We start from the raw sequence: 25,965 nt of genomic DNA, 5'->3' as shown, positions 1-25,965 counted from the left end.
ACAAACACCCTCTTTTCACAAAAAATAAAACCCGCAGGGAACCTGTCGCCCAGGCCCCCTGCGGGTTCTTTTTCAGTTGCGCCAGCAGGAGTCGAACCTACGATGGGGGAGTCAAAGTCCCCTGCCTTACCGCTTGGCGATGGCGCACCGGTAAGAATCAGTATAGTAGAATTTCTTTCATTTGTCAAGCAAAAGCGTTTTGCCGTGTCTGTGCAAAGTGTTTTGCCACACTTTTACCATGTCTTTACAGTGTCCTTGTCATAATGCGATCCGCTTGCCCATTTTCCGCTTTATTTTCCCAAAAAGTATTGACACCACCCTTATAGCATGATAAGATATCATCGATTTTGAGAGACAAAGCGTGTCAGAGTCTTTTCAAAGCAAATTACCTGGGACCGCCCATCGGGGCTAAGGCCATACGGACAGCCGGGTCCACTGCCGACCGGCGGCGCAAGCTGCCATTATTGATTGAGTTGAAAGCTCAAATTTTATAAGTTGGTTCCTTTACAGCCATGAAATTGCGCAGAACGTGCGCAGACTTGTGAAACGGTCAATAAGAGTAGTAAAAGTGTAATTGCTATATAGACTCTCGTCATCCCGTCTTTTTGAACCATGCGGAGGTTTTCCCCAGTGTCACCGGGGCTTTGTCTGCATGTTCAGAACGCTTTTTCAAGCGCAGGTCTGCACCAGTGTGGTGGGCCTGCGCTTTTTTGCTGCGCCGGAACCAGGGACGGAGGAGAAAAGATGAGTGAGAACCGTACACGGTTCCGGCTGGATCAGCGCCGCGCGCCCATTTATGAGGCGCTGGAGCAGTTCCGGCAGATGCGTGTGGTACCTTTTGATGTGCCCGGCCACAAGCGGGGCCGCGGCAACCCGGAACTGACGGCCTTTCTGGGCCAGCAGTGCGTGGGTGTGGACGTGAACAGCATGAAGCCGCTGGACAATCTCTGCCACCCGGTATCGGTCATCCGGGAGGCCGAGGAGCTGGCCGCCGATGCCTTTGGCGCAGCCCATGCCTTTTTAATGGTGGGCGGCACCACCAGCTCTGTGCAGAGCATGGTGCTGACAGCCTGCAAGCGGGGCGATGAGATCATCCTGCCCCGCAATGTGCACCGCAGTGTGCTGAACGCACTGGTACTCTGCGGCGCGGTCCCGGTCTATGTGAATCCCGAGGTGGACAAGCGGCTGGGCATCTCGCTGGGCATGAAGCGGGAGCAGGTGGCCAAGGCCATCAAGGAGCACCCCAACGCCGTGGCCGTTCTGGTGAACAACCCCACCTACTACGGCATCTGTTCCGACCTGCGCGCCATCGTGAAGATGGCCCACGAGGCCGGGATGCTCTGCCTGGCCGACGAGGCCCACGGCACCCACTTCTACTTTGGCAACGGCCTGCCCGTTTCCGCCATGGCTGCGGGGGCCGATATGGCCTCGGTCTCCATGCACAAGAGCGGCGGCAGCCTGACCCAGAGCAGCTTGCTGCTCATCGGGCCCAATGTGCATCAGGGCTATGTGCGGCAGATCATCAACCTGACCCAGACCACCTCCGGCAGCTACCTGCTCATGTCCAGTCTGGACATCTCCCGCCGCAACCTTGCCCTGCGGGGGCGGCAGGTGTTCCATCAGGTGGCGGATATGGCCGAGTACGCCCGGGAAGAGATCAACGCCGTGGGCGGCTACTATGCCTTTGGCAAGGAGCTGTGCAACGGCAACTCTGTCTTTGACTTTGACACCACCAAGCTCAGCGTCCACACGCTGGACATCGGCCTTGCCGGCATCGAGGTCTACGACATCCTGCGGGACGAGTACGACATCCAGATCGAGTTCGGCGATATCGGCAACATCCTGGCCTACCTCTCCATCGGCGACCGCCCCCAGGAGATCGAGCGGCTGGTCAGCGCTCTGGCCGAGATCAAGCGCCGCTACCACACCGACGGCACCGGCCTGCTGAGCCAGGAATACATCGACCCCGTGGTGGCTGCCAGCCCGCAGGAGGCCTTCTATGCCCCCAAAAAGAGCCTGCCCCTGCGGGAGACCGAGGGCATGGTCTGCAGCGAGTTCGTCATGTGCTACCCGCCGGGCATCCCCATTCTGGCCCCCGGCGAGCGCATCACCAAGGAGATCCTGAACTATATCGAGTACGCCAAGGCCAAGGGCTGCAGCATGACCGGCCCCGAGGACCCTGATATTTTGCACCTGAACGTTCTGGCATAAGGAGGGAAAGCAGATGGAGTTTTGGTTTTCGGAATTTCACACCCCCGATGTGAAGCACAGCATCCGGGTGAACAAGCAGCTCTACTCCAAGCAGAGCGATTACCAGCGCATTGATATTTTTGAAACGCCCGAGTTTGGCCGGGTGCTCACACTGGACGGCAATGTGATGCTGACCGAGCGGGACGAGTTCATCTACGACGAGATGATCGTCCATGTGCCCATGGCCGTGCACCGGGAGGCAAAGGATATCCTTGTCATCGGCGCGGGCGACGGCGGCGTGGTGCGGGAGCTGACCCGCTACGACCGGGTGGAGCGCATCGACCTGGTGGAGATGGACCCCCAGGTGGTGGAGGCCTGCCGCGCCTACCTGCCCGGCAACGCCTGCCGGATGGATGACCGCCGGGTGCACATCTATTTTGAGAACGCCCTCAAATTCATCCGCCAGTGCGAGGAGGAATACGACCTCATCATCGTGGACTCCTCCGATCCCTTCGGCCCCAGCGAGGGCCTGTTCACCCGTGAGTTCTACGGCAGCTGCTTCAACGCCCTGAAAGAGGACGGCATCATGGTCAACCAGCAGGGCAGCCCCTTCTACGCCGAGGATGCCAACGCCATGCAGCGCAGCCACAAGCGCATTGCTTCCACCTTCCCCATCAGCCGGGTGTATCAGGCCCACATCCCCACTTTTGCGGCGGGCTACTGGCTGTTCGGCTTTGCCAGCAAGAAGTACCACCCCATCGATGATCTGGATGCAACCGCCTGGAAGGCCCTGAACATGCGCACCCGGTACTACACCACCAAACTGCATATCGGAGCATTCTACCTGCCGGCTTTTCTGGAGGAGATGCTGCGGGAAGTGGAGGAACACTGATGCTTTACCCCAACGTTGAAACCTTTATCGGCTGCGACAGCAGCTACCGTGCCGCCAGCATCGTGCTGTACGGTGCCCCCTACGATTCCACCACCAGCTACCGCCCGGGGGCCCGGTTCGGCCCGGCTGCCATCCGGCACGAGAGCTACGGTCTGGAGACCTACAGCCCCTACCAGAACGCCGACCTGACCGATTTTGACATCTTCGACAGCGGCGATCTGGAGCTCTGCTTCGGCTCCAGCGAGAGCGCACTGGCCGACATCCAGAGCCGCGCGGCAGAGATCCTGCACGACGGCAAGTTCCCGCTCCTGCTGGGCGGAGAGCATCTGGTCACGCTGGGTGCCGTGCGGGCCATGGTGGAAAAGTACCCCGACCTCCACATCGTCCACTTTGATGCCCACGCCGACCTGCGGGACGACTATCTGGGCGCAAAGCTCAGCCACGCCTGTGTCCTGCGCCGCTGCCATGACCTCATCGGCGACGGGCGCATCCACCAGTTCTGCATCCGCAGCGGTGACCGCACCGAATTCGAGTTCGCAGCTGCCCACACCGAGATGCACAAGTTCGATTTCACGGGCCTTGCCCAGCTCACTGAGCAGCTCTGTACCAGCAAGGTGCCCGTTTACCTGACCATCGACCTCGACTGCCTGGACCCCTCCTGCTTCCCCGGCACCGGCACCCCGGAGGCCGGCGGCGTGAGCTTTTTGCAGCTGCTGGAAGCCATCCGCACCGTAACCAAGGCCAACATCGTGGGTGCGGACCTCAACGAACTGGCCCCCACGCTGGACACCACCGGCGTTTCCACAGCCACGGCCTGCAAGGTCCTGCGGGAGCTGCTGATCGCGCTGGACAAGGGCTGGCCAGGCTTTCAGGTATAAGGACAGACCGTAAAAAGACAACTTTACAGATAAAGGAGTAACCGATATGAGCAAAGTTCTGATCATCGGCTGCGGCGGCGTGGCCTCCGTTGCCATCCACAAGTGCTGCCAGGTCCCCGAGGTGTTCACCGAGATCTGCATCGCCAGCCGCACCAAGGCAAAGTGCGACAAGCTGGCCGCCGAGCTGGCCCCCAAGACTACCACCAAGATCACCACCGCACAGGTGGATGCCGACCACGTGGATGAGGTCATCGCCCTCATCAAGAACTACCAGCCCGATCTGGTGATGAACATCGCCCTGCCCTATCAGGATCTGACCATCATGGATGCCTGCCTGGCCTGCGGCGTGAACTACATGGACACCGCCAACTACGAGCCTGAGAACACCGACGACCCGGAGTGGCGCGCCATTTACGAGAAGCGCTGCAAGGAGGCCGGTTTCTCCGCCTACTTTGATTACAGCTGGCAGTGGGCCTACGCCAAGAAGTTTGAGGAGGCCGGCCTGACCGCCCTGCTGGGCAGCGGCTTTGACCCGGGCGTGACCCAGGCTTACTGCGCTTACGCCAAGAAGCACGAGTTCGACACCATCGACACCATCGACATTCTGGACTGCAACGGCGGCGACCACGGCTATGCCTTCGCCACCAACTTCAACCCTGAGATCAACCTGCGCGAGGTCTCTGCCCCCGGCAGCTACTGGGAGAACGGCCACTGGGTGGAGATCCCGGCCATGAGCATCAAGCGGGAGTACAACTTTGATCAGGTGGGCCAGAAGGATATGTACCTGCTCCACCACGAGGAGATCGAGTCTCTGGCCAAGAACATCCCCGAGGCAAAGCGCATCCGCTTCTTTATGACCTTCGGCCAGAGCTACCTCGATCACATGCGCTGTCTGGAGGACGTGGGCATGCTGTCCACCACCCCGGTCAGCTTCAACGGTCAGGAGATCGTGCCCATCCAGTTCCTCAAGGCCCTGCTGCCCGACCCCGCCAGCCTCGGCCCCTGCACCAAGGGCAAGACCAACATCGGCTGCATCTTCACCGGCAAGAAGGACGGCAAGGAAAAGACCTACTATATCTACAACGTCTGCGACCATCAGGAGTGCTACAAGGAGGTCGGCTCTCAGGCTATCAGCTACACCACCGGTGTGCCTGCCATGTGCGGCGCGCTGATGCTGCTGACCGGCAAGTGGACCACCAAGGGCGTACACACTGTGGAAGAGTTTGATCCGGACCCGTATCTGGATGCTCTGGACAAGTACGGCCTGCCCCGCTCCGAGAGCCACGCCCCGGCTCTGGTGGACTGATGCGGCTGGCCGACACCCGCCCGCCCTTTGCGGGGCTGGCGAACCTCTCTGAGGCTGCACTGGCTGCACTGCCCACCCCCTGCTACCTGCTGGATGAAGCCCGGCTGCGCCGCAACGGCGAGCTCCTGCTGGGCGTGCAGCAGCGGACAGGCTGCAAGATCCTGCTGGCCCAGAAGGCCTTTTCCAACTACGACCTCTACCCGGTGCTGGCCCCCTATCTGGCAGGCACCGAGGCCAGCGGCCTGTACGAGAGCCGCCTGGGCAGGGAGGAGCTGCCGGAGAAGGAGAACCATGTGTTCTGCGCCGCCTACCGGGCCGATCAGTTCGAGGAGCTGCTGCAATACGCTGACCACATCGTGTTCAACTCGCCCCACCAGCTGGCAAAGTTCGGCCCGGCCGCAAAGGCGGCGGGCAAGAGCGTGGGCCTGCGGGTGAACCCCGAGTACTCCACCCAGGAGGGCCACGAGATCTATGACCCCTGCGCCCCGGGCAGCCGTCTGGGCACCACCCGTACCCAGTGGGATGCCGCTGTGGCGCAGCACCCTGACCTGCCCGACCTGCTGGACGGCCTGCACTTTCACACCCTGTGCGAGCAGGATTCCGACGCGCTGGCGGCCACCCTGCCCGCGCTGGAAGCGAAATTTGGTGACCTGCTGCCCCGGATGAAGTGGCTCAACTTTGGCGGCGGGCACCATATCACCCGCCCGGATTACGACCTTGCCACGCTGGAAAAGTGCATCACCGGGACGCAGGAAAAGTACGGCGTGCAGGTGTATCTGGAACCGGGCGAGGCCTGGGCGCTGAACGCAGGCTACCTCGTCACCACGGTGCTGGACACCCTGCAGAATGGTCAGACACATCTTGCCATTCTGGATATGTCCGCAGCCTGCCACACGCCGGATGTCATCGAGATGCCCTACCGCCCGCCCCTGCTGGACGCGGGCGAGCCGGGGGAAAAGCCCTGCACCTTCCGGCTGGGCGGCCCCACCTGCCTTGCCGGGGACGTAGTGGGCGATTACAGCTTTGCCGCCCCCCTCACCGAGGGGGACCGGCTCATCTTCGGCGACATGGCCATCTATTCCACCTGCAAGAACAACACCTTCAACGGGATGCCCCTGCCGGATATCTGGGTGCTGCATGAAAACGGCACCACCCAGCCGCTGGCCCGCTTCGGCTACCACGATTTCAAATACCGTCTGGGCTCGCCCCGCTGAGCCGCCCGGATACACAAACACCCCTCTGCGCTCCTTTCGGAATGCAGAGGGGTGTTTGCTTATGAAACGGAGAACTCAGATCTCATACCACTTGATCTCGTTGGCTTCCAGATGCAGGTCGAAATGGTTTCCATCGGTGGTGTAGACCGTGGTGTCCTGCGGCTCGTAGGTGTTGTTCACCACGCAGTACTTGCCATTTTTCACGTAGGCGTGCACTTCCACATTATAGTTGGAACTGAACCAGGTGTGCAGCTCCTCCTCGCTGTGGGCGCTCCACAGGATGGCACGGTACAGGGTGCGGCTGTTGGCAAAGCTGTAAGGCACACCGCTGATGTAGACCGCGCGGCCCTTACCGAAATCGTGTGCCGCCATCTGCACTTCCCGGTTCCGCTGCACCAGCACCTCGGTACCCTCGAGGGCGTAGATGTTCTTCTTGCCCTCGCCAAAGTCGATGGGCTGGTCGGCATCCTGCAGAATGAAGTGGTCCGGGTGCTCGTCCCAATTGTACTTGTCGTAGTTGAGGGTGAAGCCGTTTTCCTCTTCCACGCCCAGCACGCTGGCCAGCTGGAGAATGTGGCCCTGATAGGCATGACCGGAGGGCTCACCCACGCCGATGAAGCCGCCGCCGTTCCAGACGAATTTCCGGATCGCGGAGGAGATCTCCGGGTCCTCCCACCAGATGCCGCCGGTGTGGGCGGTGTCAGCATCGCCCACATTGATGATGACATCCAGCTCATCCAGCAGGGCGGGGTCCTTCTTGATGTCCTCAAAGCTGATGAACTTCACGTCAAAGGGCGCGCCGGACAGCATTTCGATGACACCGGAGTAGCTGTAATTCTGCTTGTAGTAGAGGGCGTGGTGCACCATGTGGCAGCCCCAGGCCCGCATCTTGCCCCAGCAGTTCAGCACGGCCACCCGCTTGACGCAATAGGGCGTGGTGCCCTTGATGTTCTCATACAGCTCACGGAACTCGCTGCAGACGCTCTCCACATAGTCCACGAACTCCGGGAACTGCAGCGCCAGCTTCAGGTAGCCGCCGTAGCCGATGCGGTCGATGGGCTTGCGCAGGATGGCGCGGCGGGCCGTGACCCAGTTTTCCTTGGCCTCCCGCACCGGGTCGCCGCCCTCGTGGAAGGTGTCCGGGAAGAAGTAGGGCAGGAAACGGCCCTCGGTGTACTTTACGCCCTCGATATCCGAGATCAGGCGCAGGGTGGAGCCGTTGCCCACGCTGCCCACCACGGCATCCAGACCGATGGTCTTGAACTCCGGCATGAACGGCTCGGTGCCGATCCAGTGGTCACCCAGGAACATCATGGCCTCGCAGCCGCACTCGTGGGTGATGTCCACCATCTCCTTGGCAAGCTTTGCCACCTCCCGGCGCTGGAAGGCCTGAAAATCCCGGAATTCCTTGCTGGGCACCCGGTACTGGTTGTTGTAGTAGCCCTGATCGATGATGTACTCCGGGCGGAACTTATAGCCCACCTCCTGCTCGAACTGCTTCAGGATATAGGGGCTGACCGAGGCGGAGTAGCCGTACCAGTCCACAAACTTCTCCCGCTTCAGCTCGTCGAAGATGAGGGTGAACTGGTGGAAGAAGGTGGTGTAGCGGATCACGTTGACATAGGGGTGCTCTGCAATGAACTTGCGCAGGCGCTCCATGGAATACTTGTGGGTCTTGGGCTGACGCACGTCAAAGGTGATCTGGTGCTCAAAGTTGGTCCAGCCGTTGGTGGTGGCATTGTACATGTGCACCGGGTCCCAGATCAGGTAGGCCAGAAAGCTGACCGTATACTCGTGGAACGGCACGGCCTGCACCGTCACGCTGCCGTCGGCGTAGCTCCACTGTGCCGGGGGCACCGGCTGACCGGTGGTGCGGTCCATGACCTCCCACCAGCGGGTGATGTCGTCGTTGGTGTTCACCTGCATCAACTCCGGGCTGATGCCCTTCATCAGCGGAATGGTCACGGTGTCACCGGGGGCGGTGTAGAAGCCGGTCATAATGTAGCACTGCTGCACCTCGTCCGGGTTCGCTTTGGCCCACGCGTTGTCCTTGCGGGTGGTGTAATAGGTGGAGTAGATCTTTGCGTCGGCATCCTTCAGCTCCTGCGGAAAGTCGGTGCCGTCGCAGTCGCGGATGGCATCCGCGCCCCACTTTTTCAGGATCTCCAGCGTTTCGGGCACCACGTCCAGATCGGTCGGGATCGTTACGCGCCCGGTCATTCTATTTTCTTCCATGGGAATTCTCCTTTACCTCTCTTCTCCTCAATCCTGATAGGGGGCGTTATAAACCGCCAGCACGGCCAGCAGCAGCGCCACCCCCAAAAGCATGATGCCAAGACCAGCCAGCTGCCCGGTCATTTTCCAGCCTGCTGTCACCAGCGCGATGGACAGCACAAACAGCACCAGCATCAGCAAAATGCGCAGGGCGGGATGATTTTTCCAGAATGCTTTCATCGTTTGTCACCTTACCCTTTCAGACCGCCCACGGTCATACCCTGTGTCAGCTGCTTCTGCACGCAGATGTACAGGATCAGGGTGGGCAGCATCACCAGCACCAGACCGGCATACATGGTGCCGTACTGGGCCGCGCTCTGCTGGGCCTGCATCAGATTCAAAAGGCCCACCGGCAGGGTTCGGGGCGCGCTGGTGGAGCTCATCAGCGTCATGGAAATGATGTACTCGTTCCAGAAGGACAGGAAGTTGAACAGGATGATGGTGATGATGGAGGGCTTTGCCATGGGGAAGATGATACGGGTCATGGTGGAGAAGTAACTTGCACCGTCGATGTAGGCAGCCTCTTCAAAATCATGGGGCAGGGTGGCAAAATAGCCCGAAAGCAGATAGATGGTAAAAGGCAGGGCTGTGGCTGCATACACCACCGCCAGCACCACCAGATTGTTCAGCAGGAAGCTGCTGCCAAAGTGGCTCTTCAGCCAGACATCGCCGTCCCGCAGCATCAGGAAGATGGGCACCACGATGTAGTTGACATTGATGAACAGGCCCGCCATGAACAGGGTGTTCAGCAGTTTACGGCCCTTGAACCGGAAGCGGGACAGGCAGTAGGCGGCAGGCAGCGCAATGACCAGCAGCAGCACCAGCGCCAATGCGGTCACGATGACCGAGTTGAGCATATACTCGCCCATCTTGGCTCCGTTCCACGCATTGACAAAGTTCTGCCAGTAGAACCCGGCAGGCAGCGCCCACGGGTTGCCGTAAAACTCCGCGTTCTGCTTGATGGAGGCCATGAATACCCATGCCACCGGCACGATGATGATCACCGCCAGCAGGACCAGCACAAAATAGATAAAGAACTTGTAGAGACCTTCCGCCGAGCGGGAAGATCTTTCGGTGGTATTCTGCATCTTCTTCCCTCCTTAGAATTCCAGCGGATCGCGGTCGGTGGCCTTGTTGACACAGGCGGACAGTGCAAACGAGAACAGGAAAATGACCACGCCAATGGCCATGCTGTAGCCATACAGGCCCGCGTCCTTCTGGCTGTACATATAGCTCAGCGCCACATCCGAAGCGCCGTTGGGCCCGCCGCTGGTCATTGCCTTGACAAAGAGGAAGGCCATGTTGATGGTGGAGATGATGAAGAAGGTCAGGGTGGTGCGGATGTTGGTCCAGATGAGGGGGATGGTGATCTGGAAGAACTGGGTCAGGCGGCCCGCACCGTCCAGATTGGCGCTCTCGTACAGGCTGGCGGGCACCGAGGACATGGAAGCCATATACATGACCATGTAATAGCCCACGGCCTGCCAGACCATGGCGATGATGATGGAGGGGATGACCAGCTTTTCGCCCTTCCAGAGGATGGGGTCTGTCATATCCCGGAACAGGCCGATGATGCTGTTCAGCATACCGTTTTCCGGCTTATAGATGGCCGAGAAGATGCCGGAGATGACGACCACCGACAGGATGTTGGGGATGTAGAAGATGACCCGGAAGAAATTCTGCCCCTTGATCTTTTCCCGGGTCAGGATGGCCGCAAACACCAGCGCAAAGGCAAAGGTGACGATGGTCACCACTACCACCAGCAGGATCATATTCTGCATGGAGCGGATGAACTGGGTGTCATTGAGCAGGTGCTGGAAATTCTTCAGGCCCACAAAGGTCTCGTTGGGCGAGTAGGCACCGCGCTCGTACAGGCTCATGCGGAACACGTTGAGGGTGGGCAGGATCATAAAGAGAAAGAACAGGATCGTGGCCGGTGCCACGCAGAGAAAGACGAACCGTCTGCGGCTTTTGTCAGATCTCATAGACAAACCGCTCCTTTCTGTCGGAACCCGAAAACCACAAAAAGCGGAGGCGGTCAAAACCGCCCCCGCTGGGCAGGGTTCAATTATTCGATGATATTGGCACGCATCTGGTCGCTGGCGGACTTGATGCCGTCGATCCACTGCTGCTCGGTCATGCTGCCGGACACCAGAGAGTTGACGGGGTCAAAGAACACGGTGCGGACCTCCACGCCGGGGATGGCGCTGAAGGAGGCAAAGTTGCCCATAGCGGCCTTTGCGCCGTTGTCGTAGATGGAGTAGAACATCTTGTTGTCGCCTTCCAGATCATCGGCGATGCCCAGCACAGGCTGGATGGCACCGCTCTCGGCAAACAGCTTGCAGGCCTCGTCGCTGTACAGGTAAGCCACGAACTGCTTGGCGGCATCCAGATGCTCGGCACCAGCCGGGATCCATGCCTGCTCGAACCAGGTGTAGCTGTACTGGTCGCCGCCGACCTTGACAGCGGGCAGGGCGGTCATGCCCCACTCAAAGCCATCCGCACGGGGAGCCTCGGCCATCTCGCCCACGATCCAGGTGCCGTTGGGCATGAACAGAGCCTTGTTATCCAGCACCAGCTGCTGGTTCTGGGTAAAGTCCTGATCGTTGGCCTGTGCGGGGGTAATGGGGTTGGTGTAGGAAGCCAGCTTGTTGACGATGTCAAAGCAGGTCTTTGCCTCCGGGGTATCCCAGATGCCTTCCTCATAGTGGGTGGCTTTGTTGAAGAACTCCGGGCCGCCGGCGGCATACATCAGTGCGTAGAAGAACGCATCAAAGTAGCCGGTGGTGGGGTAGGTGAACAGGTAGGTACCCTCAGCGGCAGCCTTGTCGCCCAGTTCCCACATCTCGTCCCAGGTGGTGGGCACGTCCCAGCCCTTTTCCTTCAGGAAACCGGCGTTGTAGAACAGGCCGCAGGGGCTGTAGAACATGGGAGCCAGATAGGTCTTGCCGTCGCCGTAGGGGTTGGTCAGGGAGGTGTCGGTAAAGCCGCCTGCGATCTTCTCGCTCACCTTCTTGCTCTCGCCGGGCACGGTCATGCTCAGCACATCGGTGATATCCGCGATCAAGTTGCCCTTGATGAACTGCTCGGTCAGGGCAGCCTCACGGCCGGTAGCCAGGTGGATCACGTCGGGGTAATCGCCGCCCTGCATGGAAGGTCCGATGACATCCTCCAGCTTCTTGTCGGTGGTCAGCTCCACCTTGATGCCGGTCTGGGCGGTAAAGGCCTCAGTGACCTTCTTCCACATATCAGCGCCATAGCCGGTCTCGATGGCGGCGACCTTGATGGTCACGTCCTCAGCAGCAGCGGCAGATGCAGCAGCGGAAGAAGCCGTGCTGGAAGCTGTGGAGCTGGAAGAACCGCCGCAGGCAGCCAGACCCAGTGCAGCGGCACCCACACCGGCCACTTTCAGGAAATTGCGACGAGAAATACGTTTCATAATGTGTCCTCCATCATAAAGTTCCATTCATGCACAGCCGGAGCAAACAGGTTTTGCCCGCGGGGCTGTGTTTTTTTTCTGATCCCAATATAGAGGTTTTTACAGTTTTCAACAAGGTCTTTGTTGTTTCATTTTTTAGAAATATTGTTCTTTTATCATTTTCTTCAGCAAAAGCACTAAATTTTGCAGCATTGTTTTGGTACATTTTCCCTGCTTGTAACCAATTTGACACATTTCCGTCTTTCTGTGCAGAGGAAAATATTTACCATACCTAAAAACAGGACTTGCTTTTTTTCTTATTTGCCCCTATAATGGGAAAAAATGCACGAAGCAGTGCGGCGTTTTTCGCATTTTATTTTTAGTATCTTGCTTTTATTTTTATATTTTTTGTGCCTGCTTCAAAAGGAGCCTTTTATGAGTACCGAGCGCTTTGATATCCGCCACGCTCCCGCTCCACGGGAATCCTTCCGGCTGCTGTACATCAGCAAGAGCAGATTTGGCGGCGACTGGAACAGCACGGTCCACACCCATTCCTGCACGGAGCTGTTCTACTGCCTCAGCGGCGAGGGGCAGTTTCTGCTCAGCGGGCAGCTGTTCCCGGTCAAACCGGACGATATGGTCATCGTCAACCCGCAGGTGGAGCATACCGAACTGAGCCTGAATGCCTCGCCTCTGGAATACATCGTGCTGGGTGTTTCGGGCATCGAGATCCTGTTCGGCAAAGCCGATTCCACCTACGCCATCTTCAACTGCCGGGAGAACCGGGAGCGGATGGTAACGCTGCTGCACATGCTGCTGGCTGAGGCAGACCGTAGCCTGGACGGCTGCGAGACCGTCTGCCAGGACCTGCTGGAAGTCCTGCTCATCTGGCTGGTGCGGTGCACCACCCTCTCTTTGCAGGTGGAGGAATCCCCCCGCTCTGACAACCGGGAATGCGTGGAGATCAAGCGGTATCTGGACAACAACTACCGGGAGGACATCTCCCTTGATACCCTTGCTGAGGTCGCCCACATCAACAAGTATTATCTGGCCCACACCTTCCAGAAGGCGTACGGCATTTCTCCCATCACCTACCTGAACCGCCGCCGCATTGAGGAGAGCAAATATATGCTGGGCAACACCGGCTACAGTCTGGCGCAGATCAGCGAGCTGATGGGATTTTCCTCCCCCAGCTACTTTTCGCAGTGCTTCCGCAAGGCGGAAGGCCTGACCCCCAACGAATACCGCCGTCAGGTGCGGCAGGGACAACGCCCTGCACCTGCCAAACGGCATGAAGGATAAGAAATGAGGAACCCAAAATGAAACCTGTTACCGAATCCATTCTCCGCGCCGCCGCAAATGCCTTTGATTTTGGCGGGCCGGTGGTCTACGATGCCCGTCACTACGGCGAAGGCCACATCAACGATACCTTCGTGGTCTGGCGGGCGGATCACTCCAAGCGCTTTATCCTGCAGCGCATCAACACCGACACCTTTACCGACCCGGTTGGCCTGATGGAGAATATCTGCGGCGTGACCCGGCATCTGCGGGAGAAGATCCTTGCCGCAGGCGGCGACCCGGCACGGGAGACCCTGAACGTGATCCCCACCCTGTCCGGTGCGACCTGCCATCTGGATGCCGAGGGCGGCGCGTGGCGTGCCTACGACTTTGTAGAGGACACCATCTGCCTGCAGCAGGTGGGCAGCGAGGCCGACTTCCGCACCGTTGCCGAGACCCTGGGCAAATTCCAGAACCAGCTGGCAGATTATCCGGCCTCCACCCTCCACGAAACCATTGCACGCTTCCACGACACGCCCAACCGCTATGCAAACTTTGAAAAAGCCCTTGCCGCCGATGCGCTGGGCCGGGCCAAGGACATTGCACCGGAGGTCGCCTTCATCCACGCGCGGGAAAAAGATTGCCATGTCCTGCTGGATCTGCTGGCGGCTGGTGAGATCCCGCTGCGTGTTACCCACAACGACACCAAGATCAACAACGTCCTGATCGATGCTGCCACCGGAAAAGGCATCTGTGTCATTGACCTTGACACTGTGATGCCGGGCCTGTCGGCCTACGATTTCGGCGACTCCATCCGCACCGGTGCCAACGACTGCGCCGAGGACGAGCCCGACCAGAGCAAGGTCCACTTTGACCTGCACCTGTACGAGGTGTTCGCCAAGGGGTATCTCTCCACCGCCGGGGCTTCCATGAGCCCTGCGGAGAAAAAGAGCCTTGCCTGGGGTGCCAAGCTGATGACGCTGGAGTGCGGCATCCGCTTTCTGACCGACTATCTGGAGGGCGATCACTATTTCCACACCGCCCGCCCCGACCACAACCTTGACCGCGCCCGCACCCAGTTCACACTGGTGCGCCAGATGGAAGAGGTGTTCGATCAGATGCTGGAAATCGTCAGCTGAACCGGCATCCTCTGACCTGCCGAAGCACCAATGACTCGGGGGCTGCACTGAACCGCCTGCAAAACATCTGAAAACGATGCAGACAAGGCAGTGCAGCCCCCATTTTTTGCGGCTGAGAAAAAGAAAAGCACCATACTTCCTACGAAGTACAGTGCTTTTTTGGTGGAGAATAGCGGGATCGAACCGCTGACCTCTTGCATGCCATGCAAGCGCTCTCCCAGCTGAGCTAATCCCCCACATATTCAGTTTGTGTCCTGCGACGTGTGTTATTATACCAGCTGCACCGCCCTTTGTCAACCTTTTTTGCAAAGTTTTTTCAGTAAACTGGACCGTGCAGGCACATCGACCGGGCACAGCCCCCTCCACGCAAAACAGCGCATCCCGCAGGCAGGCTCTGCCCGAAGGATGCGCTGTTATTTTTGTTCCGGTTACTGCTTGTGCTTGGAACCAAAGCGGTACTCTTTGCCCTCACGGATGCGCTGGATATTGGCCCGGTGCATCCAGATGACCATGCCGCCCATGATGGCAGCTCCCACCACGCAGACGATGAGGTCGTCAGCGGCGAAGCCCTTGAGCAGGCCGTAGATGAGGGTCAGCACCGGATAGGATGCCGCCATTGCAATGCTGCCCAGCGACACCATGCCGGTGGGAACAAGGCAGAGCAGAAAAACGACGGTCAGCACCGGCAGGAGGATGGGCTGGATCGCCAGGATGGCCCCTCCCGCCACCAGCACGCCCTTGCCGCCCTTGAAGCCGAAATAGATGGGCTTGGTGTGGCCCACCACGGCCAGAATGGCGGTCAGATACACGCCCAGATAGGGCGAAACGGCGGCATCTGCGGGCAGGAACCCGAAGAGCCAGCGGCCGATGCAGACAGCTGCAACGCCTTTCAGCACGTCGCCTGCGGCGGTGAGCGCCGCTGCCTTTTTGCCAAAGGTGCGCAGCATGTTGGTCATACCGGCCGCACCGCTGCCGTGATTGCGGACATCATCGTGGTACAGGTACTTGCTGACCAGGATGCCGGTGTCCACGCTGCCCAGCAGGTAAGCCTGCGCAGCGGCAGCCAGAACGATGAAGAAGGTCATCATCAACAGCCGCCTCCCCTGTTACACATCTTTTGCGCCGACACTGCCGGTGCCGCGCTCACGGATCACCAGGCGGATGGGCGTGTGTTCCAGACCAAAGTTCTCCCGGATCTGGTTGATCAGATACCGCTGATAGCTGAAATGGAACAGCTGTTTGGAGTTGACGAAGGCCACGAACGTCGGGGGACGGGTGGAAGCCTGGGTCAGGTAGAAGATCTTCAGGCGGCGGCCCTTGTCACTGGGCGGCTGCATCCGGGCGGTAGCGCGGGCCAGCATCTCATTCAGGACACCGGTGGGCACGCGGGCACCGTTCTGGGCATCCACGTCACGGATCAGCTGCATCAGCTTGTTCACATTATAGCCGGTCTGGGCCGAAATAAAGATGATGGGCGCATATCCCATGAAGCTGAAGCAATCGGCGTAATCCCGGCGCTGATGCTCCATGGTGTTGGTCTCCTTGCCCTCCACAGCATCCCACTTGTTGACAACGATGATGCAGGCCTTGCCCTGCTCGTGGGCATAACCGGCCACCTTGCTGTCCTGCTCGGTGAAGCCGACGGTGGCATCCACCAGGATCAGGGCCACGCGGCTGCGTTCCACAGCGGCCAGTGCGCGCACGACCATATAGCGTTCAAGGCCGTCAGAGATGTTGCTCCGCTTGCGCAGACCAGCGGTATCGGTAAAGATGAACTTGCCGTAGGCGTTGTCCACGGGGGTGTCAATGGCATCACGGGTGGTACCAGCCTCGTTGGCAACGATCATCCGGTTCTCGCCCAGAATGCGGTTGGTCAGGCTGGATTTGCCCACATTGGGGCGGCCGATGATGGCAACGGGGATGCGATCCTCCTCCACCACGGTCTCGCTGAAATCGAGGTGGGCGCAGACAGCGTCCAGCAGGTCGCCGGTGCCGTGACCGTGCACGGACGAGATGGGCATCACCTCGTCAAAGCCCAGGTTATAGAACTCGTATAGCTCCATGGGGGCCTCGCCGGTCTTATCGCACTTGTTGACAGCCAGGATGATGGGCTTGTGGCTGCGGCGCAGCATGTGGGCCACTTCCTCGTCGGCGGCGGTCAGGCCGTCGCGGACATCCACCACCATGATGATGCAGTCAGCGGTGTCAATGGCGATCTCTGCCTGCTCACGCATGTGGGCCAGAATACCCTCGGTCGCCTTGGGCTCGATGCCGCCGGTGTCCACCAGCATGAACTCGTGGCCGCTCCACTCGCAGTTTGCAAAAATGCGGTCGCGGGTGATGCCCGGGGTATCCTCCACGATGGCCAGACGCTGGCCGCAGAGCTTATTGAACAGGGTGGACTTGCCCACATTGGGGCGGCCAACCACTGCTACGATGGGTTTGCTCATAGGGGGTTCCTCCTTTCGTTATGCTCTTCTTCTTCTCGAAATATGCAGGCCGGTGCGGAGCAGGGCTTTTGCCTCATCGCCGCCGCCCACCGGCAGCACCTCGACCTTGACCCCCAGCCGTTCGCCCAGCTGGGCAATGGTCATATCATCGAGGAACGTATCTTTTTCTTCCCGCAGCATGACAGCGGGGATGCCCAGGGTGCCGCTTTCCAGCTTTCCCTCACACTGGGCAATGATATCGGTGGCGGTGACAAGCCCTGCCACGCCCACGTTGCCGCCAAAGAAATTATTCTTGACAACGTGAACTTTTACACCGATCATGGGGTACTGGCGGTGGAGCTCGTCCATCAGCTCAGTGATGAGGGGGCCTGCCATGGTACCGGTGACCACATCGATCTGCTTGGTGCCGTAGATACGGTGGGGCCTGTCCAGCTCTGCCCGGAATTCATCCTCGAACAGGCGCATCATGCCCACGCCGTTTTCCAGCTGGTCAAAGTCCTCATAGAACTCCGCCTGGGGGATGGGCCGCCCCGCCTTGAGATACCACTCATCGCTGGGGTAGATGATGCGCTTGCCGTGGCGGCGCTTGCACTCATCGCCAAACTCCTCCATAATGTCGATGACAGCGGCGCTGGTCTCGGCATCATAGGGGGTCTGCTTGAACAGATTCTGGCGGTAATCCGTCACACCGCAGGGCACAGCGGCAATGCTCTGCACCATAGGGGTCAGCTCCAGCAGGTCGCCCAGGGTGCGGCGAAGCTCTTCGCCATCGTTGATACCCCGGCAGAGCACCAGCTGACAGTTGACGGCGATGCCGCCCTCCACCAGACGGGGCAGGTACTTGAGCACCTCGCCGCCCCGCTTGTTGGCCAGCATCCGGACACGGAGCTGGGGGTTGGTGGTGTGCACCGAGATGTTGATGGGCGAGATGTGCATCTTGATGATGCGGTCGATCTCGTGATCCTGCATATTGGTCATGGTAATGTAGTTGCCGAACAGAAAGCTCAGCCGCTCGTCATCATCCTTGAAATACAGGCTCTCGCGCATACCGGGGGGCAGCTGGTCGATGAAGCAGAACATGCAGTGGTTGGAGCAGGAATGCTTCTGGTCGCCCAGATAGGTGGAGAAATCGCAGCCAAAGGGGCCGCGCTCCGCGCGCCGGACATCCCACTCCCGGATGCCGTCGGCAACCTTTGCCTTCAGGTGAAAGCTGCTGCTGTCGGTATAAAAATCATAGTCCAGCGTATCGTTCAGCTCATTTTCATCCACGCTCAGCAGCTCATCGCCGGGCTGCAGGCCCAGCGCCTCGGCTTCACTGCCCGCATCGATGCGGTCGATCTTGATCGCCATTGCATTTCACCTCCAGACAAAGAAAGAAGGGGAAGGCATTGCGCCATCCCCTTCTCAACATAACACCAATGTGCCACCAATTTTGCGCAAATTAGGCCTTCTTGATGACTTCCTCGCCCTTGTAGTAACCGCAGTTGCCACATGCCTGGTGGGGGAGCTTCAGAGAGCCGCAGTTGCTGCACTTGACCAGTGCGGGGGCCTCCAGCTTCCAAACATTGCTGCGACGCTTGTCGCGGCGGGCCTTGGAAAGATGTCTCTTAGGTACTGCCATATTTTTGCACCTCCTTGATGGGTTTCTCAGTTCAGCAGTGATTTGAGGATTGCGAGCCTTGCGTCAACAGGAGCGGCTTTGTCTTCCTCCGGCGGGCAGGTACAATCTGCCCTCTTCTTGCCGCACCGGGGGCATAACCCCGGGCAGTCGGCGCTGCAAAGCAACACCGTGGGAATCTGGAACATAAACTCCTGGGCAAGCCATTCATCCACATCCAGATGTCCTTTTTCGTCCAGCGGAAGCTCGAAATCCGGGTCATCCAGATCCCGCTCCTTTGCTGTCCACTCCGCTTCAACTGTCTCTTCCCGCTCAACCGGGTCCAGACAGCGGGCGCACTCTCCGTGCACCAATGCTTTTGCCCGCAGTGTCATCCGGACCTCGTCGCCGTCCGGTTCAGCGGTAAAGCTGGCCGTCACGGGCTGTTCGATCCTTGCACCGGCAAAGTCCCGTGCAGACAAATCACAGGGAAACTCTGCATGGTAAGGCTGTGTGCCGGTTGCGATAAACTTTCTCAGGTCAAATTGCATAGTACACCTCATAAAAGGCTGCTTTGTTAGTATAGCGCCAAAGCCAACCTTTGTCAACACCAAAACAGGCAGAAAACCGAAAAAATTTTGATTTTCCGGTTTCCTGCCCGTTGGAATGCGCTCAGTTCAGAAAATTACAGGTACTTTTTCACGTCGTGGGGCAGAGCAGCCTCGTCAGCACTGACAGTAACAGTGACCTTGACGGAATCGCCTGCAATGGCGGCCATCTCGTCCAGCACAGCGCCCAGACGGTTGATATCGTGATCCAGCACCTTCAGGATGCCGTCGATGTACAGGTCGGTGATATCGTAGTTGCTTGCCATCAGGCCGGCAACAAAGCCGTACAGCATCTCGCCGCCGGCGATCTTATACTCATCCAGATCGATCAGACGTGCAGCGGGGGCGATGTCGTAAGTCAGCTTCATGCCTTTTTCCACGACAACGACATTGCCCTTGGAGGTCTTGACCGCGTCATTGATCTGGTCGATCATTGCCTTGGTCTTGCCGGAGCCCTTGGTACCAACAATCAGTTTAATCATAGTTCTGTCCTCCTGTATTTTCCACGCCTTGCGGCGGGAGATCATTTTTTGTTTCCTGCTTACTTCAACTTTGCTTCCAGCTCGGCGGTCAGGTTCTCGTAACCAGGCTTGCCCAGCAGAGCGAACATGTTCTTCTTGTAGCTCTCGACACCCGGCTGGTTGAAGGGGTTCACGCTCAGCAGGTAGCCGCTGCATGCACAGGCACGCCAGAAGAAGTAGATGAGGTAGCCTACATTATAAGCAGTCAGGTCGTCCACCTCGATCAGTACCTCAGGCACGCCGCCGTCGGTGTGGGCAAGGATGGTGCCCTCCATGGCCTTGCGGTTGACCACGCTCATATTCTGATCCGCCAGGAAGTTCAGGCCGTCGAAGTTGCCCTCCAGCTCTTCGATGAACAGATCCTGCGCAGGCTTTTTGACATCCACGATAGTCTCGAACATGATGCGGGAGCCTTCCTGGATGAACTGACCCATGGAATGCAGGTCAGTGGAGAAGATGCAGCTTGCGGGGAACAGGCCCTTGTTGTCCTTGCCCTCGCTCTCGCCGAACAGCTGCTTATACCACTCGTTCATCAGGGTAAAGTTGGGCTCGTAGCACTCCAGGATCTCAACAGCCTTGCCCTTGCGGTACAGGATGTTGCGGATGGCGGCATACTTGTAAGCGTCGTTGTCCGGGCTCAGCACGGAGAAGCGCTCCATGGCATCGGCTGCGCCCTTCATCAGCTCGTCGATGCTGATCCCGGCGGCAGCGATGGGCAGCAGGCCCACAGCGGAGAGAACGGAGTAGCGGCCGCCCACATCGTCAGGAACCACGAAGGTGGGCCAGCCCTGCGCGTCAGCCAGCTGCTTCAGGGTGCCTTTGGCACGGTCAGTAGTGGCATAGATGCGCTTGTTGGCTTCCTCAACACCCATCTCATCCTCCAGCAGCTTGCGCAGAACACGGAACGCCAGGCTGGTCTCGGTGGTGGTACCGGACTTGGAGATGACATTGATGGAGAACTTCTTGCCCTTGCACAGAGCAATGATATCATTCAGATAGCTGGGGCTGATGCTGTTGCCGCAGAAGTAGATCTTGGGGCCATCCTCCAGCTCGTTGTGGTACAGGCCCTTGACGGCCTCGATCACAGCGCGGGCACCCAGATAGCTGCCGCCGATGCCGGCAACCACCAGCACCTCAGAGTCCTCACGGATCTTCTTGGCAGCTTCCTTGATGCGGGCAAACTCTTCCTTGTCGTAATCGCGGGGCAGGTACATCCAGCCCAGGAAATCATTGCCGGGGCCATTCTTGGCTTCCAGCTGGTTGTGAGCCGCTTCCACCTGAGGATAAATGGCCTTATATTCCTCTTCGTTGATAAAACTGGAGAGGTGCTTTGTATTCAGAACGACGCTCATTCTATCAGAACCTCCAAACGTTTTTACGGGACGTGCTCCCTGAGGGTTTTGTTAGTATAAGTGTACCGTTCCAATCGTGCAAAGTCAAGGCCAAAATCCCCGGATTTCATACAATTTTAATAGTGTTCTTTTGGCTGTCCTGACATCTTTTGTTCAGGCCCGCCAACGCCGCTTTGTTTCTGCTAACCGCTTTTATTCGGTGATGTGTTTCTTTTGCCCGCTATGCTCCCAGCAGGCACTGCCACAGCAGCTCCAGCGCGCCGCCAAAGGTCAGCAGCGGGGCATCCGCGGCCGCTTTTACTTCGTATTCATTCAATAAGGTATCATCCTGAAAAATGCTCACCTTTCCCACCGTCCGCCCCTTTTCCACGGGGGCTTCCAGCTCCTCGGGCAGGGTCAGCTCAGCCCGCAGGGCAGAGGCCGTTCCCTTCTCTATCAGGATCGTCTCGGGCAGGGCGGCGTAATCCAGCGGCACGCTGTCCTCGGCGCTGCCCTTTACGGCCAACGCCAGCGGGCGCTCCGGCAGGGTGGGCAGCGGGGCGGCGGCATAGTTGGCAAAACCGTAGTCCAGCAGGGTGGTGGCGGAGTGGAACCGGTCGGCGCTGGAGGGTGACCCCAGCACCACGGCGATCAGGGTCAGGCCGTCCCGGGTGGCGCTGGCGCTGATGCAGACCCCCGCCCCGCTGGTGGTGCCGGTCTTGAGTCCGGTGATGCCACTGTACCGGCGCAGGAGCTTGTTGGTGTTCACCAGCTGGGTCTGGCCGTTCCGCAGGCTGTCCGTCCAGATGCCGGTATAGTGCAGCAGCTCCGGACAGGTATTGAGAAGGTACCGGCTCAGGATGGCAACATCCCGCGCCGTGGAGAGATGGCCCTCGGTGTCCAGCCCGCAGGCGTTCCGGAAGGTGGTGTTGGTCATCCCCAGCTCCGCCGCCCGGGCGTTCATCTGTTCCACGAACACCGGCTCGCTGCCGCCCACCAGCTCGGCCACTGCTACAGCGGCATCGTTGGCTGAGGAAACGCAGATGGCCCGCAGCATCTCATCCAGCGTGAACTGCTCCCCGGGCTCCAGCCAGATCTGACTGCCGCCCATGTGGTAGGCATGCTCGCTCACCGGCACGGGGGTATCGAGGGTCAGTTTTCCACCGCGGATGGCCTCAAAGGTCAGCAGCAGGGTCATCAGCTTGGTGATGGAAGCAATGGGCATCCGCTCATCCGGTGCTTTCTCGTAGAGCACACGGCCTGTCTCCGGCTCCATGAGGATTGCCGCCCGGCATTCCAGCTGCAGCCCGCTGTTGGCCGGAGCCGCCGCCAGCACCGCCGGGGCATCCGCCTGCACTGCCGGTCCCGTTTCCCCAATGGCCACCCGCAGCCCGGCCCCCTGTGCCGTACCCACAGCCAGCGCAAACAGCCAGAAGCAGAGCACCCCCGCGCAGAGCAGGGCCAAATTTCTCCGTTCCATTCCTCGTACCTCCCCGCGTAAAGTCTCTGGTTGCATTCTATGCAAAAAAAGAGGGGTCAATGCCCTTTTCTACGGGATGAAAATCTGCTATAATAGGAGAGTTTATAAACACTTTAGCTGGCTCACCCTCTCAGGCCGCTTCGCGTCCAGCTCTCCCAAAGGGAGAGCTTTTGACAAAACCAGTAACTTTGCATGGATTGCCAAAGCCTCGCCCTTCGGGAGAGGTGGCAGCGCGTCAGCGCTGACGGAGAGGGTGAGGCCGTTCATCTGAGAGGATCTTTATGCGAGTTTGTTTTTATACCCTTGGCTGCAAGGTCAACCTGAACGAGACCGGCGCGCTGGAGCAGATGTTCCGGGGCGCTGGCTTCACCATCGTGCCGGAGGGCGAAGAAGCGGATGTTTTTGTGGTGAACAGCTGCACCGTGACCAACTTCGGCGACCAGAAGAGCCGCAAGTGGCTGCGCCGCGCCAAGCGCGAAAATCCCGGTGCCGTGACCGTGCTCACCGGCTGCTATCCTCAGGCTTTCCCCGAGGAGGCTGCCCAGTTCATGGAGGCTGACCTCGTCTGCGGCAACGGAGACCGCAAGGCCATCCTGGACAATGTGCTCAAGCTGCTGGACGGCCACGAGCGCATCGTTGCCGTTACACCCCACCAGCGGGGCGAGCTGTTTGAGGAGCTGCCCGTGGAGCGGTTCGAGACCCACACCCGCGCCTTTATCAAGGTGGAGGACGGCTGCAACCGCCAGTGTGCCTACTGCGTCATCCCCCGCGCCCGCGGCCCGGTGCGCAGCCGCGCCGAGGACAGCATCCTGAAGGAGCTGCGCCAGCTGGCCGCCTCCGGCTACCGCGAGGTCGTGCTCAGCGCCATTTCCCTGCCCAGCTACGGTCTGGACACCGGGACCAATCTGGTGGAGCTGGTGGAAAAATGCGCTCAGGTGGAGGGCATCGAGCGGATCCGTCTGGGCAGCCTGGACCCCGACATGCTGACCCCGGAGTTCATCACCCGGCTGGCAGCGGTGGAAAAGCTCTGCCCCCAGTTCCACCTCAGCCTGCAGAGCGGCTGCACCTCCACTCTGCGCCGGATGCGCCGGGTCTACACCGCGGAGCAGTACGCCCAGGTGGTGGACCAGATCCGCGCCGCCTATGGGGAGCGCCCTGTCAGCTTTACCACCGACTGCATCTGCGGCTTCCCCGGTGAGACCCAGGCCGACTTTGAGGAAAGCTGTGCCTTCCTCAAGAAGATCGGCTTCCTGAAAGTCCATGTGTTTCCCTACTCCCGCCGCAGCGGCACCCCGGCTTATGATTTCCCTGCGCAGGTGCATGAGCGGGAGAAGCAGGCCCGCAGCCGCGAGATGAACGCGCTGGCCGAGGAGGTCCGCCGGGAGGTACTGGCCGCCCATGTCGGCACCGAGGACGAGGTCCTGCTGGAAACACCCCTCTCCGAGACGCTGTTCACAGGCTACACCCGGCTGTACATCCCGGTGGTGGTCTCTGCCCCCGGCCACAAGAGCGGTGAGATCGTTCACGTCAGGCTGGGCGAGTACGATGGCGAGCGCGTCCGTGCAGCACTCTGCTAAAAAAGTTCGTTAAATCTTGTGCGTCCTGTACTATTTGCTAATTCTTTAACATATTTGAAGTTTTCTCTTTTCACACAGGCCCGTTTATGTTAAAATGAAACTGGATATCTGGGTCGGAGCGCCGGTTGCAGCGGTGCTGTACCAGCCGGCCCGGAGCAAAGCAAATTCCGTCTGCCGCAGTCCAGTGTGGGACGGGATGTTTTCTGTTTCTGAACAAGGAGAGATTGGAATGAGTTTTCGAGGAATCAATACCACAGTCATTCAGATCCGCCGTCAGGTGTTTACCGAGGTTGCCCGCATGGCTTATGCCAACGTCAAGGGCGAACAGGCCAACCACCTGATGCGCAAGATCCCCTACACCATCATCCCCGGTGAGGAAGGCAAGCTGCGCAAGGACATCTTCCTGGAGCGCGCCATCGTTGAGGAGCGTGTCCGTCTGGCCATGGGCCTGCCCACCCGCCGCATGGACGAGCACAACAGTGTGGTCTCCGGCCTGGAGGATGCCTCCATCGCCGATAAGTATTATGATCCCCCGCTGGTGAATGTGATCAAGTTTGCCTGCAACCGCTGCCCCGAGAAGCTGGTCAAGGTCTCTGACCTGTGCCAGGGCTGTCTGGCCCACCCCTGTATGGAAGTCTGCCCCAAAAAGGCCATCACCTGGGAGAGCGGCCGCTCCACCATCGATCAGGAAAAGTGCATCAAGTGCGGCCGCTGTGCCACTGTCTGCCCCTACAACGCCATCGTCAAGACCGAGCGTCCCTGCGCCGCTGCCTGCGGCATGGGTGCGATCCACTCTGACGAGCTGGGCCGTGCCGAGATCGATTACAGCAAGTGCGTATCCTGCGGTCAGTGTCTGGTGAACTGCCCCTTCGGCGCTATTGCCGACAAGGGCCAGATCTACCAGCTGATCCAGGGCTTCAACCGCGGCGACCGCATCTACGCTCTGGTTGCTCCCGCCTTTATCAACCAGTTCCCCTCTCTGGCTTCCACCGGCAAGCTGAAGGCTGCCCTGAAGGCCATCGGCTTCTACGATGTCGTGGAGGTCGCCATCGGTGCTGACCTGTGCACCGTGGACGAGGCCCACGACTTCCTGGAGGAAGTTCCCGAGAAGCTGGACTTCATGGCCACCTCCTGCTGCCCGGCATGGAGCATGATGGCAAAGACCGCCTTCCCCGCTCTGGCCAAGAACATCTCCATGACCATGACCCCCATGGTGTTCACCGCCCGCATGATGAAGCAGAAAGACCCCACCGCCCGCATGTGCTTCATCGGCCCCTGCGCCGCCAAGAAGCTGGAAGCTTCCCGCCGCACGGTCCGCTCTGACGTGGACTTTGTGCTGACCTTTGAGGAGCTGGCCGGTATCATCGAGGGCAAGGATCTGGACATCGATCTGCTGGAAGTGGATGAGAACGAAGCAGCACTCTGCTCCGCCTCTGCTGCAGGCCGCGGCTTTGCACAGTCCGGCGGCGTTGCCAATGCCGTTGCCAACAAGATCAAGGAATGGCACCCCGATATGGAGGTCAAGATCGCCTCTGCACAGGGTCTGGCCGACTGCAAGAAGCTGCTGATGCTGGCCAAGGCCGGCAAGTACAACGGTTACCTGCTGGAGGGCATGGGCTGCCCCGGCGGCTGCATCGGCGGCGCAGGCACCATTGCCGACCCCGCACGCACCGCCATCCAGCTGAACAAGTATATGAAGGAAGCTCCCTTCACTGACCCTGAGCAGAGCCCCTATATGAGCGAGATCCACGTTCTGAAGGACGACCCCAATTTTGAGCTGTAATCTCTCCGTCACCTGCGGCTTGCCTCCCC

General features: G+C 59.4%; 22 protein-coding genes and 2 tRNA genes. 9 read left to right on the top strand and 15 right to left on the bottom strand.

Going from position 1 to position 25,965, the window contains the following annotated elements; translation table 11 throughout:
* Positions 1-76 precede the first annotated feature (76 nt).
* Positions 77-147 (bottom strand) — tRNA-Gln (locus tag J3352_RS05690).
* A 597-nt stretch (positions 148-744) separates the two neighbouring features.
* Between J3352_RS05690 and J3352_RS05685 the strand changes: the two genes are divergently transcribed.
* From J3352_RS05685 to J3352_RS05665, 5 genes are read left to right on the top strand one after another with little or no spacing between them, the layout of a single operon-like run.
* Positions 745-2,211 (top strand): aminotransferase class I/II-fold pyridoxal phosphate-dependent enzyme, encoded by a 1,467-nt coding sequence (locus tag J3352_RS05685; protein ID WP_005932972.1) that lies wholly within the window; start codon positions 745-747, stop codon positions 2,209-2,211.
* 13 nt (positions 2,212-2,224) lie between these two features.
* On the top strand, positions 2,225-3,082 hold the full coding sequence (speE, locus tag J3352_RS05680; protein WP_005932970.1) for a polyamine aminopropyltransferase: 858 nt from the start codon (positions 2,225-2,227) through the stop codon (positions 3,080-3,082).
* Complete coding sequence (gene speB / locus J3352_RS05675) at positions 3,082-3,960, top strand: agmatinase (protein WP_156066002.1); 879 nt, start codon at positions 3,082-3,084, stop codon at positions 3,958-3,960. The genes speE and speB overlap by 1 nt, the downstream gene beginning before the upstream one ends.
* 46 nt (positions 3,961-4,006) lie before the next feature.
* Positions 4,007-5,266 (top strand): saccharopine dehydrogenase family protein, encoded by a 1,260-nt coding sequence (locus J3352_RS05670; protein WP_156066004.1) that lies wholly within the window; start codon positions 4,007-4,009, stop codon positions 5,264-5,266.
* Entirely contained in the window at positions 5,266-6,480 is a 1,215-nt protein-coding gene (locus J3352_RS05665) for a carboxynorspermidine decarboxylase (RefSeq protein ID WP_156066006.1), read from the top strand. The genes J3352_RS05670 and J3352_RS05665 overlap by 1 nt, the downstream gene beginning before the upstream one ends.
* A 75-nt stretch (positions 6,481-6,555) precedes the next feature.
* Here J3352_RS05665 and gnpA read toward each other — a convergent pair whose 3' ends face one another.
* The 5 genes from gnpA to J3352_RS05640 all read right to left on the bottom strand — a co-directional run bounded on the left by gnpA (position 6,556) and on the right by J3352_RS05640 (position 12,193).
* Complete coding sequence (gene gnpA / locus J3352_RS05660) at positions 6,556-8,715, bottom strand: 1,3-beta-galactosyl-N-acetylhexosamine phosphorylase (protein ID WP_156066008.1); 2,160 nt, start codon at positions 8,713-8,715, stop codon at positions 6,556-6,558.
* Between the two features lie 27 nt (positions 8,716-8,742).
* Positions 8,743-8,934: a hypothetical protein gene (locus J3352_RS05655; RefSeq protein ID WP_117505757.1), complete on the bottom strand. Its 192-nt coding sequence runs from the start codon at positions 8,932-8,934 to the stop codon at positions 8,743-8,745.
* 11 nt (positions 8,935-8,945) lie between these two features.
* Positions 8,946-9,842: a carbohydrate ABC transporter permease gene (locus tag J3352_RS05650; protein ID WP_005932964.1), complete on the bottom strand. Its 897-nt coding sequence runs from the start codon at positions 9,840-9,842 to the stop codon at positions 8,946-8,948.
* A 12-nt stretch (positions 9,843-9,854) separates the two neighbouring features.
* Positions 9,855-10,739, bottom strand: coding sequence for a carbohydrate ABC transporter permease (locus tag J3352_RS05645; RefSeq protein WP_156066010.1), 885 nt, complete (start codon positions 10,737-10,739; stop codon positions 9,855-9,857).
* Positions 10,740-10,822: 83 nt separating this feature from the next.
* Positions 10,823-12,193: a carbohydrate ABC transporter substrate-binding protein gene (locus tag J3352_RS05640; RefSeq protein WP_156066012.1), complete on the bottom strand. Its 1,371-nt coding sequence runs from the start codon at positions 12,191-12,193 to the stop codon at positions 10,823-10,825.
* A 414-nt stretch (positions 12,194-12,607) separates the two neighbouring features.
* On the opposite strand from J3352_RS05640, the gene J3352_RS05635 reads away from it, so the two are divergent.
* Both J3352_RS05635 and J3352_RS05630 read left to right on the top strand, forming a co-directional pair.
* Positions 12,608-13,474 (top strand): AraC family transcriptional regulator, encoded by an 867-nt coding sequence (locus tag J3352_RS05635; RefSeq protein ID WP_097770858.1) that lies wholly within the window; start codon positions 12,608-12,610, stop codon positions 13,472-13,474.
* A gap of 17 nt (positions 13,475-13,491) precedes the next feature.
* Positions 13,492-14,589, top strand: a complete 1,098-nt coding sequence (locus tag J3352_RS05630) for a phosphotransferase enzyme family protein (protein ID WP_156066014.1) — start codon at positions 13,492-13,494, stop codon at positions 14,587-14,589.
* 160 nt (positions 14,590-14,749) lie between these two features.
* On the opposite strand, the gene J3352_RS05625 is transcribed toward J3352_RS05630, so the two are convergent.
* From J3352_RS05625 to J3352_RS05585, 9 genes are all read right to left on the bottom strand, one after another.
* Positions 14,750-14,825: transfer RNA gene (locus J3352_RS05625), tRNA-Ala, on the bottom strand.
* Positions 14,826-15,017: 192 nt separating this feature from the next.
* Positions 15,018-15,677 (bottom strand): glycerol-3-phosphate 1-O-acyltransferase PlsY, encoded by a 660-nt coding sequence (plsY, locus tag J3352_RS05620; RefSeq protein WP_097772644.1) that lies wholly within the window; start codon positions 15,675-15,677, stop codon positions 15,018-15,020.
* Positions 15,678-15,695: 18 nt separating this feature from the next.
* Positions 15,696-17,039, bottom strand: coding sequence for a ribosome biogenesis GTPase Der (der, locus tag J3352_RS05615; protein ID WP_117476275.1), 1,344 nt, complete (start codon positions 17,037-17,039; stop codon positions 15,696-15,698).
* 18 nt (positions 17,040-17,057) lie between these two features.
* Entirely contained in the window at positions 17,058-18,389 is a 1,332-nt protein-coding gene (locus tag J3352_RS05610) for a DUF512 domain-containing protein (RefSeq protein WP_156066016.1), read from the bottom strand.
* Positions 18,390-18,480: 91 nt separating this feature from the next.
* Positions 18,481-18,660 (bottom strand): 50S ribosomal protein L32, encoded by a 180-nt coding sequence (rpmF, locus tag J3352_RS05605; RefSeq protein WP_005920250.1) that lies wholly within the window; start codon positions 18,658-18,660, stop codon positions 18,481-18,483.
* Positions 18,661-18,686: 26 nt separating this feature from the next.
* A complete protein-coding gene (locus tag J3352_RS05600) occupies positions 18,687-19,187 on the bottom strand; it encodes a DUF177 domain-containing protein (RefSeq protein WP_097770854.1) in 501 nt (166 codons plus the stop codon).
* A gap of 134 nt (positions 19,188-19,321) precedes the next feature.
* Positions 19,322-19,726, bottom strand: a complete 405-nt coding sequence (locus J3352_RS05595) for a hypothetical protein (protein ID WP_035394124.1) — start codon at positions 19,724-19,726, stop codon at positions 19,322-19,324.
* A gap of 59 nt (positions 19,727-19,785) precedes the next feature.
* Positions 19,786-21,117: a glucose-6-phosphate isomerase gene (locus J3352_RS05590; protein WP_156059688.1), complete on the bottom strand. Its 1,332-nt coding sequence runs from the start codon at positions 21,115-21,117 to the stop codon at positions 19,786-19,788.
* A gap of 220 nt (positions 21,118-21,337) precedes the next feature.
* Positions 21,338-22,576 (bottom strand): D-alanyl-D-alanine carboxypeptidase family protein, encoded by a 1,239-nt coding sequence (locus J3352_RS05585; RefSeq protein ID WP_156066018.1) that lies wholly within the window; start codon positions 22,574-22,576, stop codon positions 21,338-21,340.
* A 281-nt stretch (positions 22,577-22,857) separates the two neighbouring features.
* Between J3352_RS05585 and mtaB the strand changes: the two genes are divergently transcribed.
* Positions 22,858-24,153, top strand: a complete 1,296-nt coding sequence (gene mtaB, locus J3352_RS05580) for a tRNA (N(6)-L-threonylcarbamoyladenosine(37)-C(2))-methylthiotransferase MtaB (RefSeq protein ID WP_099357234.1) — start codon at positions 22,858-22,860, stop codon at positions 24,151-24,153.
* A gap of 229 nt (positions 24,154-24,382) precedes the next feature.
* Positions 24,383-25,936 (top strand): 4Fe-4S dicluster domain-containing protein, encoded by a 1,554-nt coding sequence (locus J3352_RS05575; RefSeq protein ID WP_197036470.1) that lies wholly within the window; start codon positions 24,383-24,385, stop codon positions 25,934-25,936.
* Positions 25,937-25,965: the final 29 nt, after the last annotated feature.

The sequence above is a fragment of the Faecalibacterium sp. Marseille-Q4164 genome (assembly GCF_017377545.1).
Taxonomy (GTDB): Bacteria; Bacillota; Clostridia; order Oscillospirales; family Ruminococcaceae; genus Faecalibacterium; species Faecalibacterium duncaniae.
This window is presented reverse-complemented; position numbering and strand designations above follow the sequence as displayed.

What these genes read in the sequence shown, in the direction of transcription:
- J3352_RS05650 (WP_005932964.1), bottom strand. Translation starts at nt 9,842, where the DNA reads ATGCAGAATACCACCGAAAGATCTTCCCGCTCGGCGGAAGGTCTCTAC.
- J3352_RS05685 (WP_005932972.1), top strand. Translation starts at nt 745, where the DNA reads ATGAGTGAGAACCGTACACGGTTCCGGCTGGATCAGCGCCGCGCGCCC.
- J3352_RS05595 (WP_035394124.1), bottom strand. Translation starts at nt 19,726, where the DNA reads ATGATTAAACTGATTGTTGGTACCAAGGGCTCCGGCAAGACCAAGGCA.
- J3352_RS05635 (WP_097770858.1), top strand. Translation starts at nt 12,608, where the DNA reads ATGAGTACCGAGCGCTTTGATATCCGCCACGCTCCCGCTCCACGGGAA.
- J3352_RS05670 (WP_156066004.1), top strand. Translation starts at nt 4,007, where the DNA reads ATGAGCAAAGTTCTGATCATCGGCTGCGGCGGCGTGGCCTCCGTTGCC.
- J3352_RS05665 (WP_156066006.1), top strand. Translation starts at nt 5,266, where the DNA reads ATGCGGCTGGCCGACACCCGCCCGCCCTTTGCGGGGCTGGCGAACCTC.
- plsY (WP_097772644.1), bottom strand. Translation starts at nt 15,677, where the DNA reads ATGATGACCTTCTTCATCGTTCTGGCTGCCGCTGCGCAGGCTTACCTG.
- J3352_RS05610 (WP_156066016.1), bottom strand. Translation starts at nt 18,389, where the DNA reads ATGGCGATCAAGATCGACCGCATCGATGCGGGCAGTGAAGCCGAGGCG.
- rpmF (WP_005920250.1), bottom strand. Translation starts at nt 18,660, where the DNA reads ATGGCAGTACCTAAGAGACATCTTTCCAAGGCCCGCCGCGACAAGCGT.
- der (WP_117476275.1), bottom strand. Translation starts at nt 17,039, where the DNA reads ATGAGCAAACCCATCGTAGCAGTGGTTGGCCGCCCCAATGTGGGCAAG.
- J3352_RS05645 (WP_156066010.1), bottom strand. Translation starts at nt 10,739, where the DNA reads ATGAGATCTGACAAAAGCCGCAGACGGTTCGTCTTTCTCTGCGTGGCA.
- speB (WP_156066002.1), top strand. Translation starts at nt 3,082, where the DNA reads ATGCTTTACCCCAACGTTGAAACCTTTATCGGCTGCGACAGCAGCTAC.
- J3352_RS05600 (WP_097770854.1), bottom strand. Translation starts at nt 19,187, where the DNA reads ATGCAATTTGACCTGAGAAAGTTTATCGCAACCGGCACACAGCCTTAC.
- J3352_RS05655 (WP_117505757.1), bottom strand. Translation starts at nt 8,934, where the DNA reads ATGAAAGCATTCTGGAAAAATCATCCCGCCCTGCGCATTTTGCTGATG.
- J3352_RS05590 (WP_156059688.1), bottom strand. Translation starts at nt 21,117, where the DNA reads ATGAGCGTCGTTCTGAATACAAAGCACCTCTCCAGTTTTATCAACGAA.
- J3352_RS05585 (WP_156066018.1), bottom strand. Translation starts at nt 22,576, where the DNA reads ATGGAACGGAGAAATTTGGCCCTGCTCTGCGCGGGGGTGCTCTGCTTC.
- gnpA (WP_156066008.1), bottom strand. Translation starts at nt 8,715, where the DNA reads ATGGAAGAAAATAGAATGACCGGGCGCGTAACGATCCCGACCGATCTG.
- mtaB (WP_099357234.1), top strand. Translation starts at nt 22,858, where the DNA reads ATGCGAGTTTGTTTTTATACCCTTGGCTGCAAGGTCAACCTGAACGAG.
- J3352_RS05575 (WP_197036470.1), top strand. Translation starts at nt 24,383, where the DNA reads ATGAGTTTTCGAGGAATCAATACCACAGTCATTCAGATCCGCCGTCAG.
- J3352_RS05640 (WP_156066012.1), bottom strand. Translation starts at nt 12,193, where the DNA reads ATGAAACGTATTTCTCGTCGCAATTTCCTGAAAGTGGCCGGTGTGGGT.
- J3352_RS05630 (WP_156066014.1), top strand. Translation starts at nt 13,492, where the DNA reads ATGAAACCTGTTACCGAATCCATTCTCCGCGCCGCCGCAAATGCCTTT.
- speE (WP_005932970.1), top strand. Translation starts at nt 2,225, where the DNA reads ATGGAGTTTTGGTTTTCGGAATTTCACACCCCCGATGTGAAGCACAGC.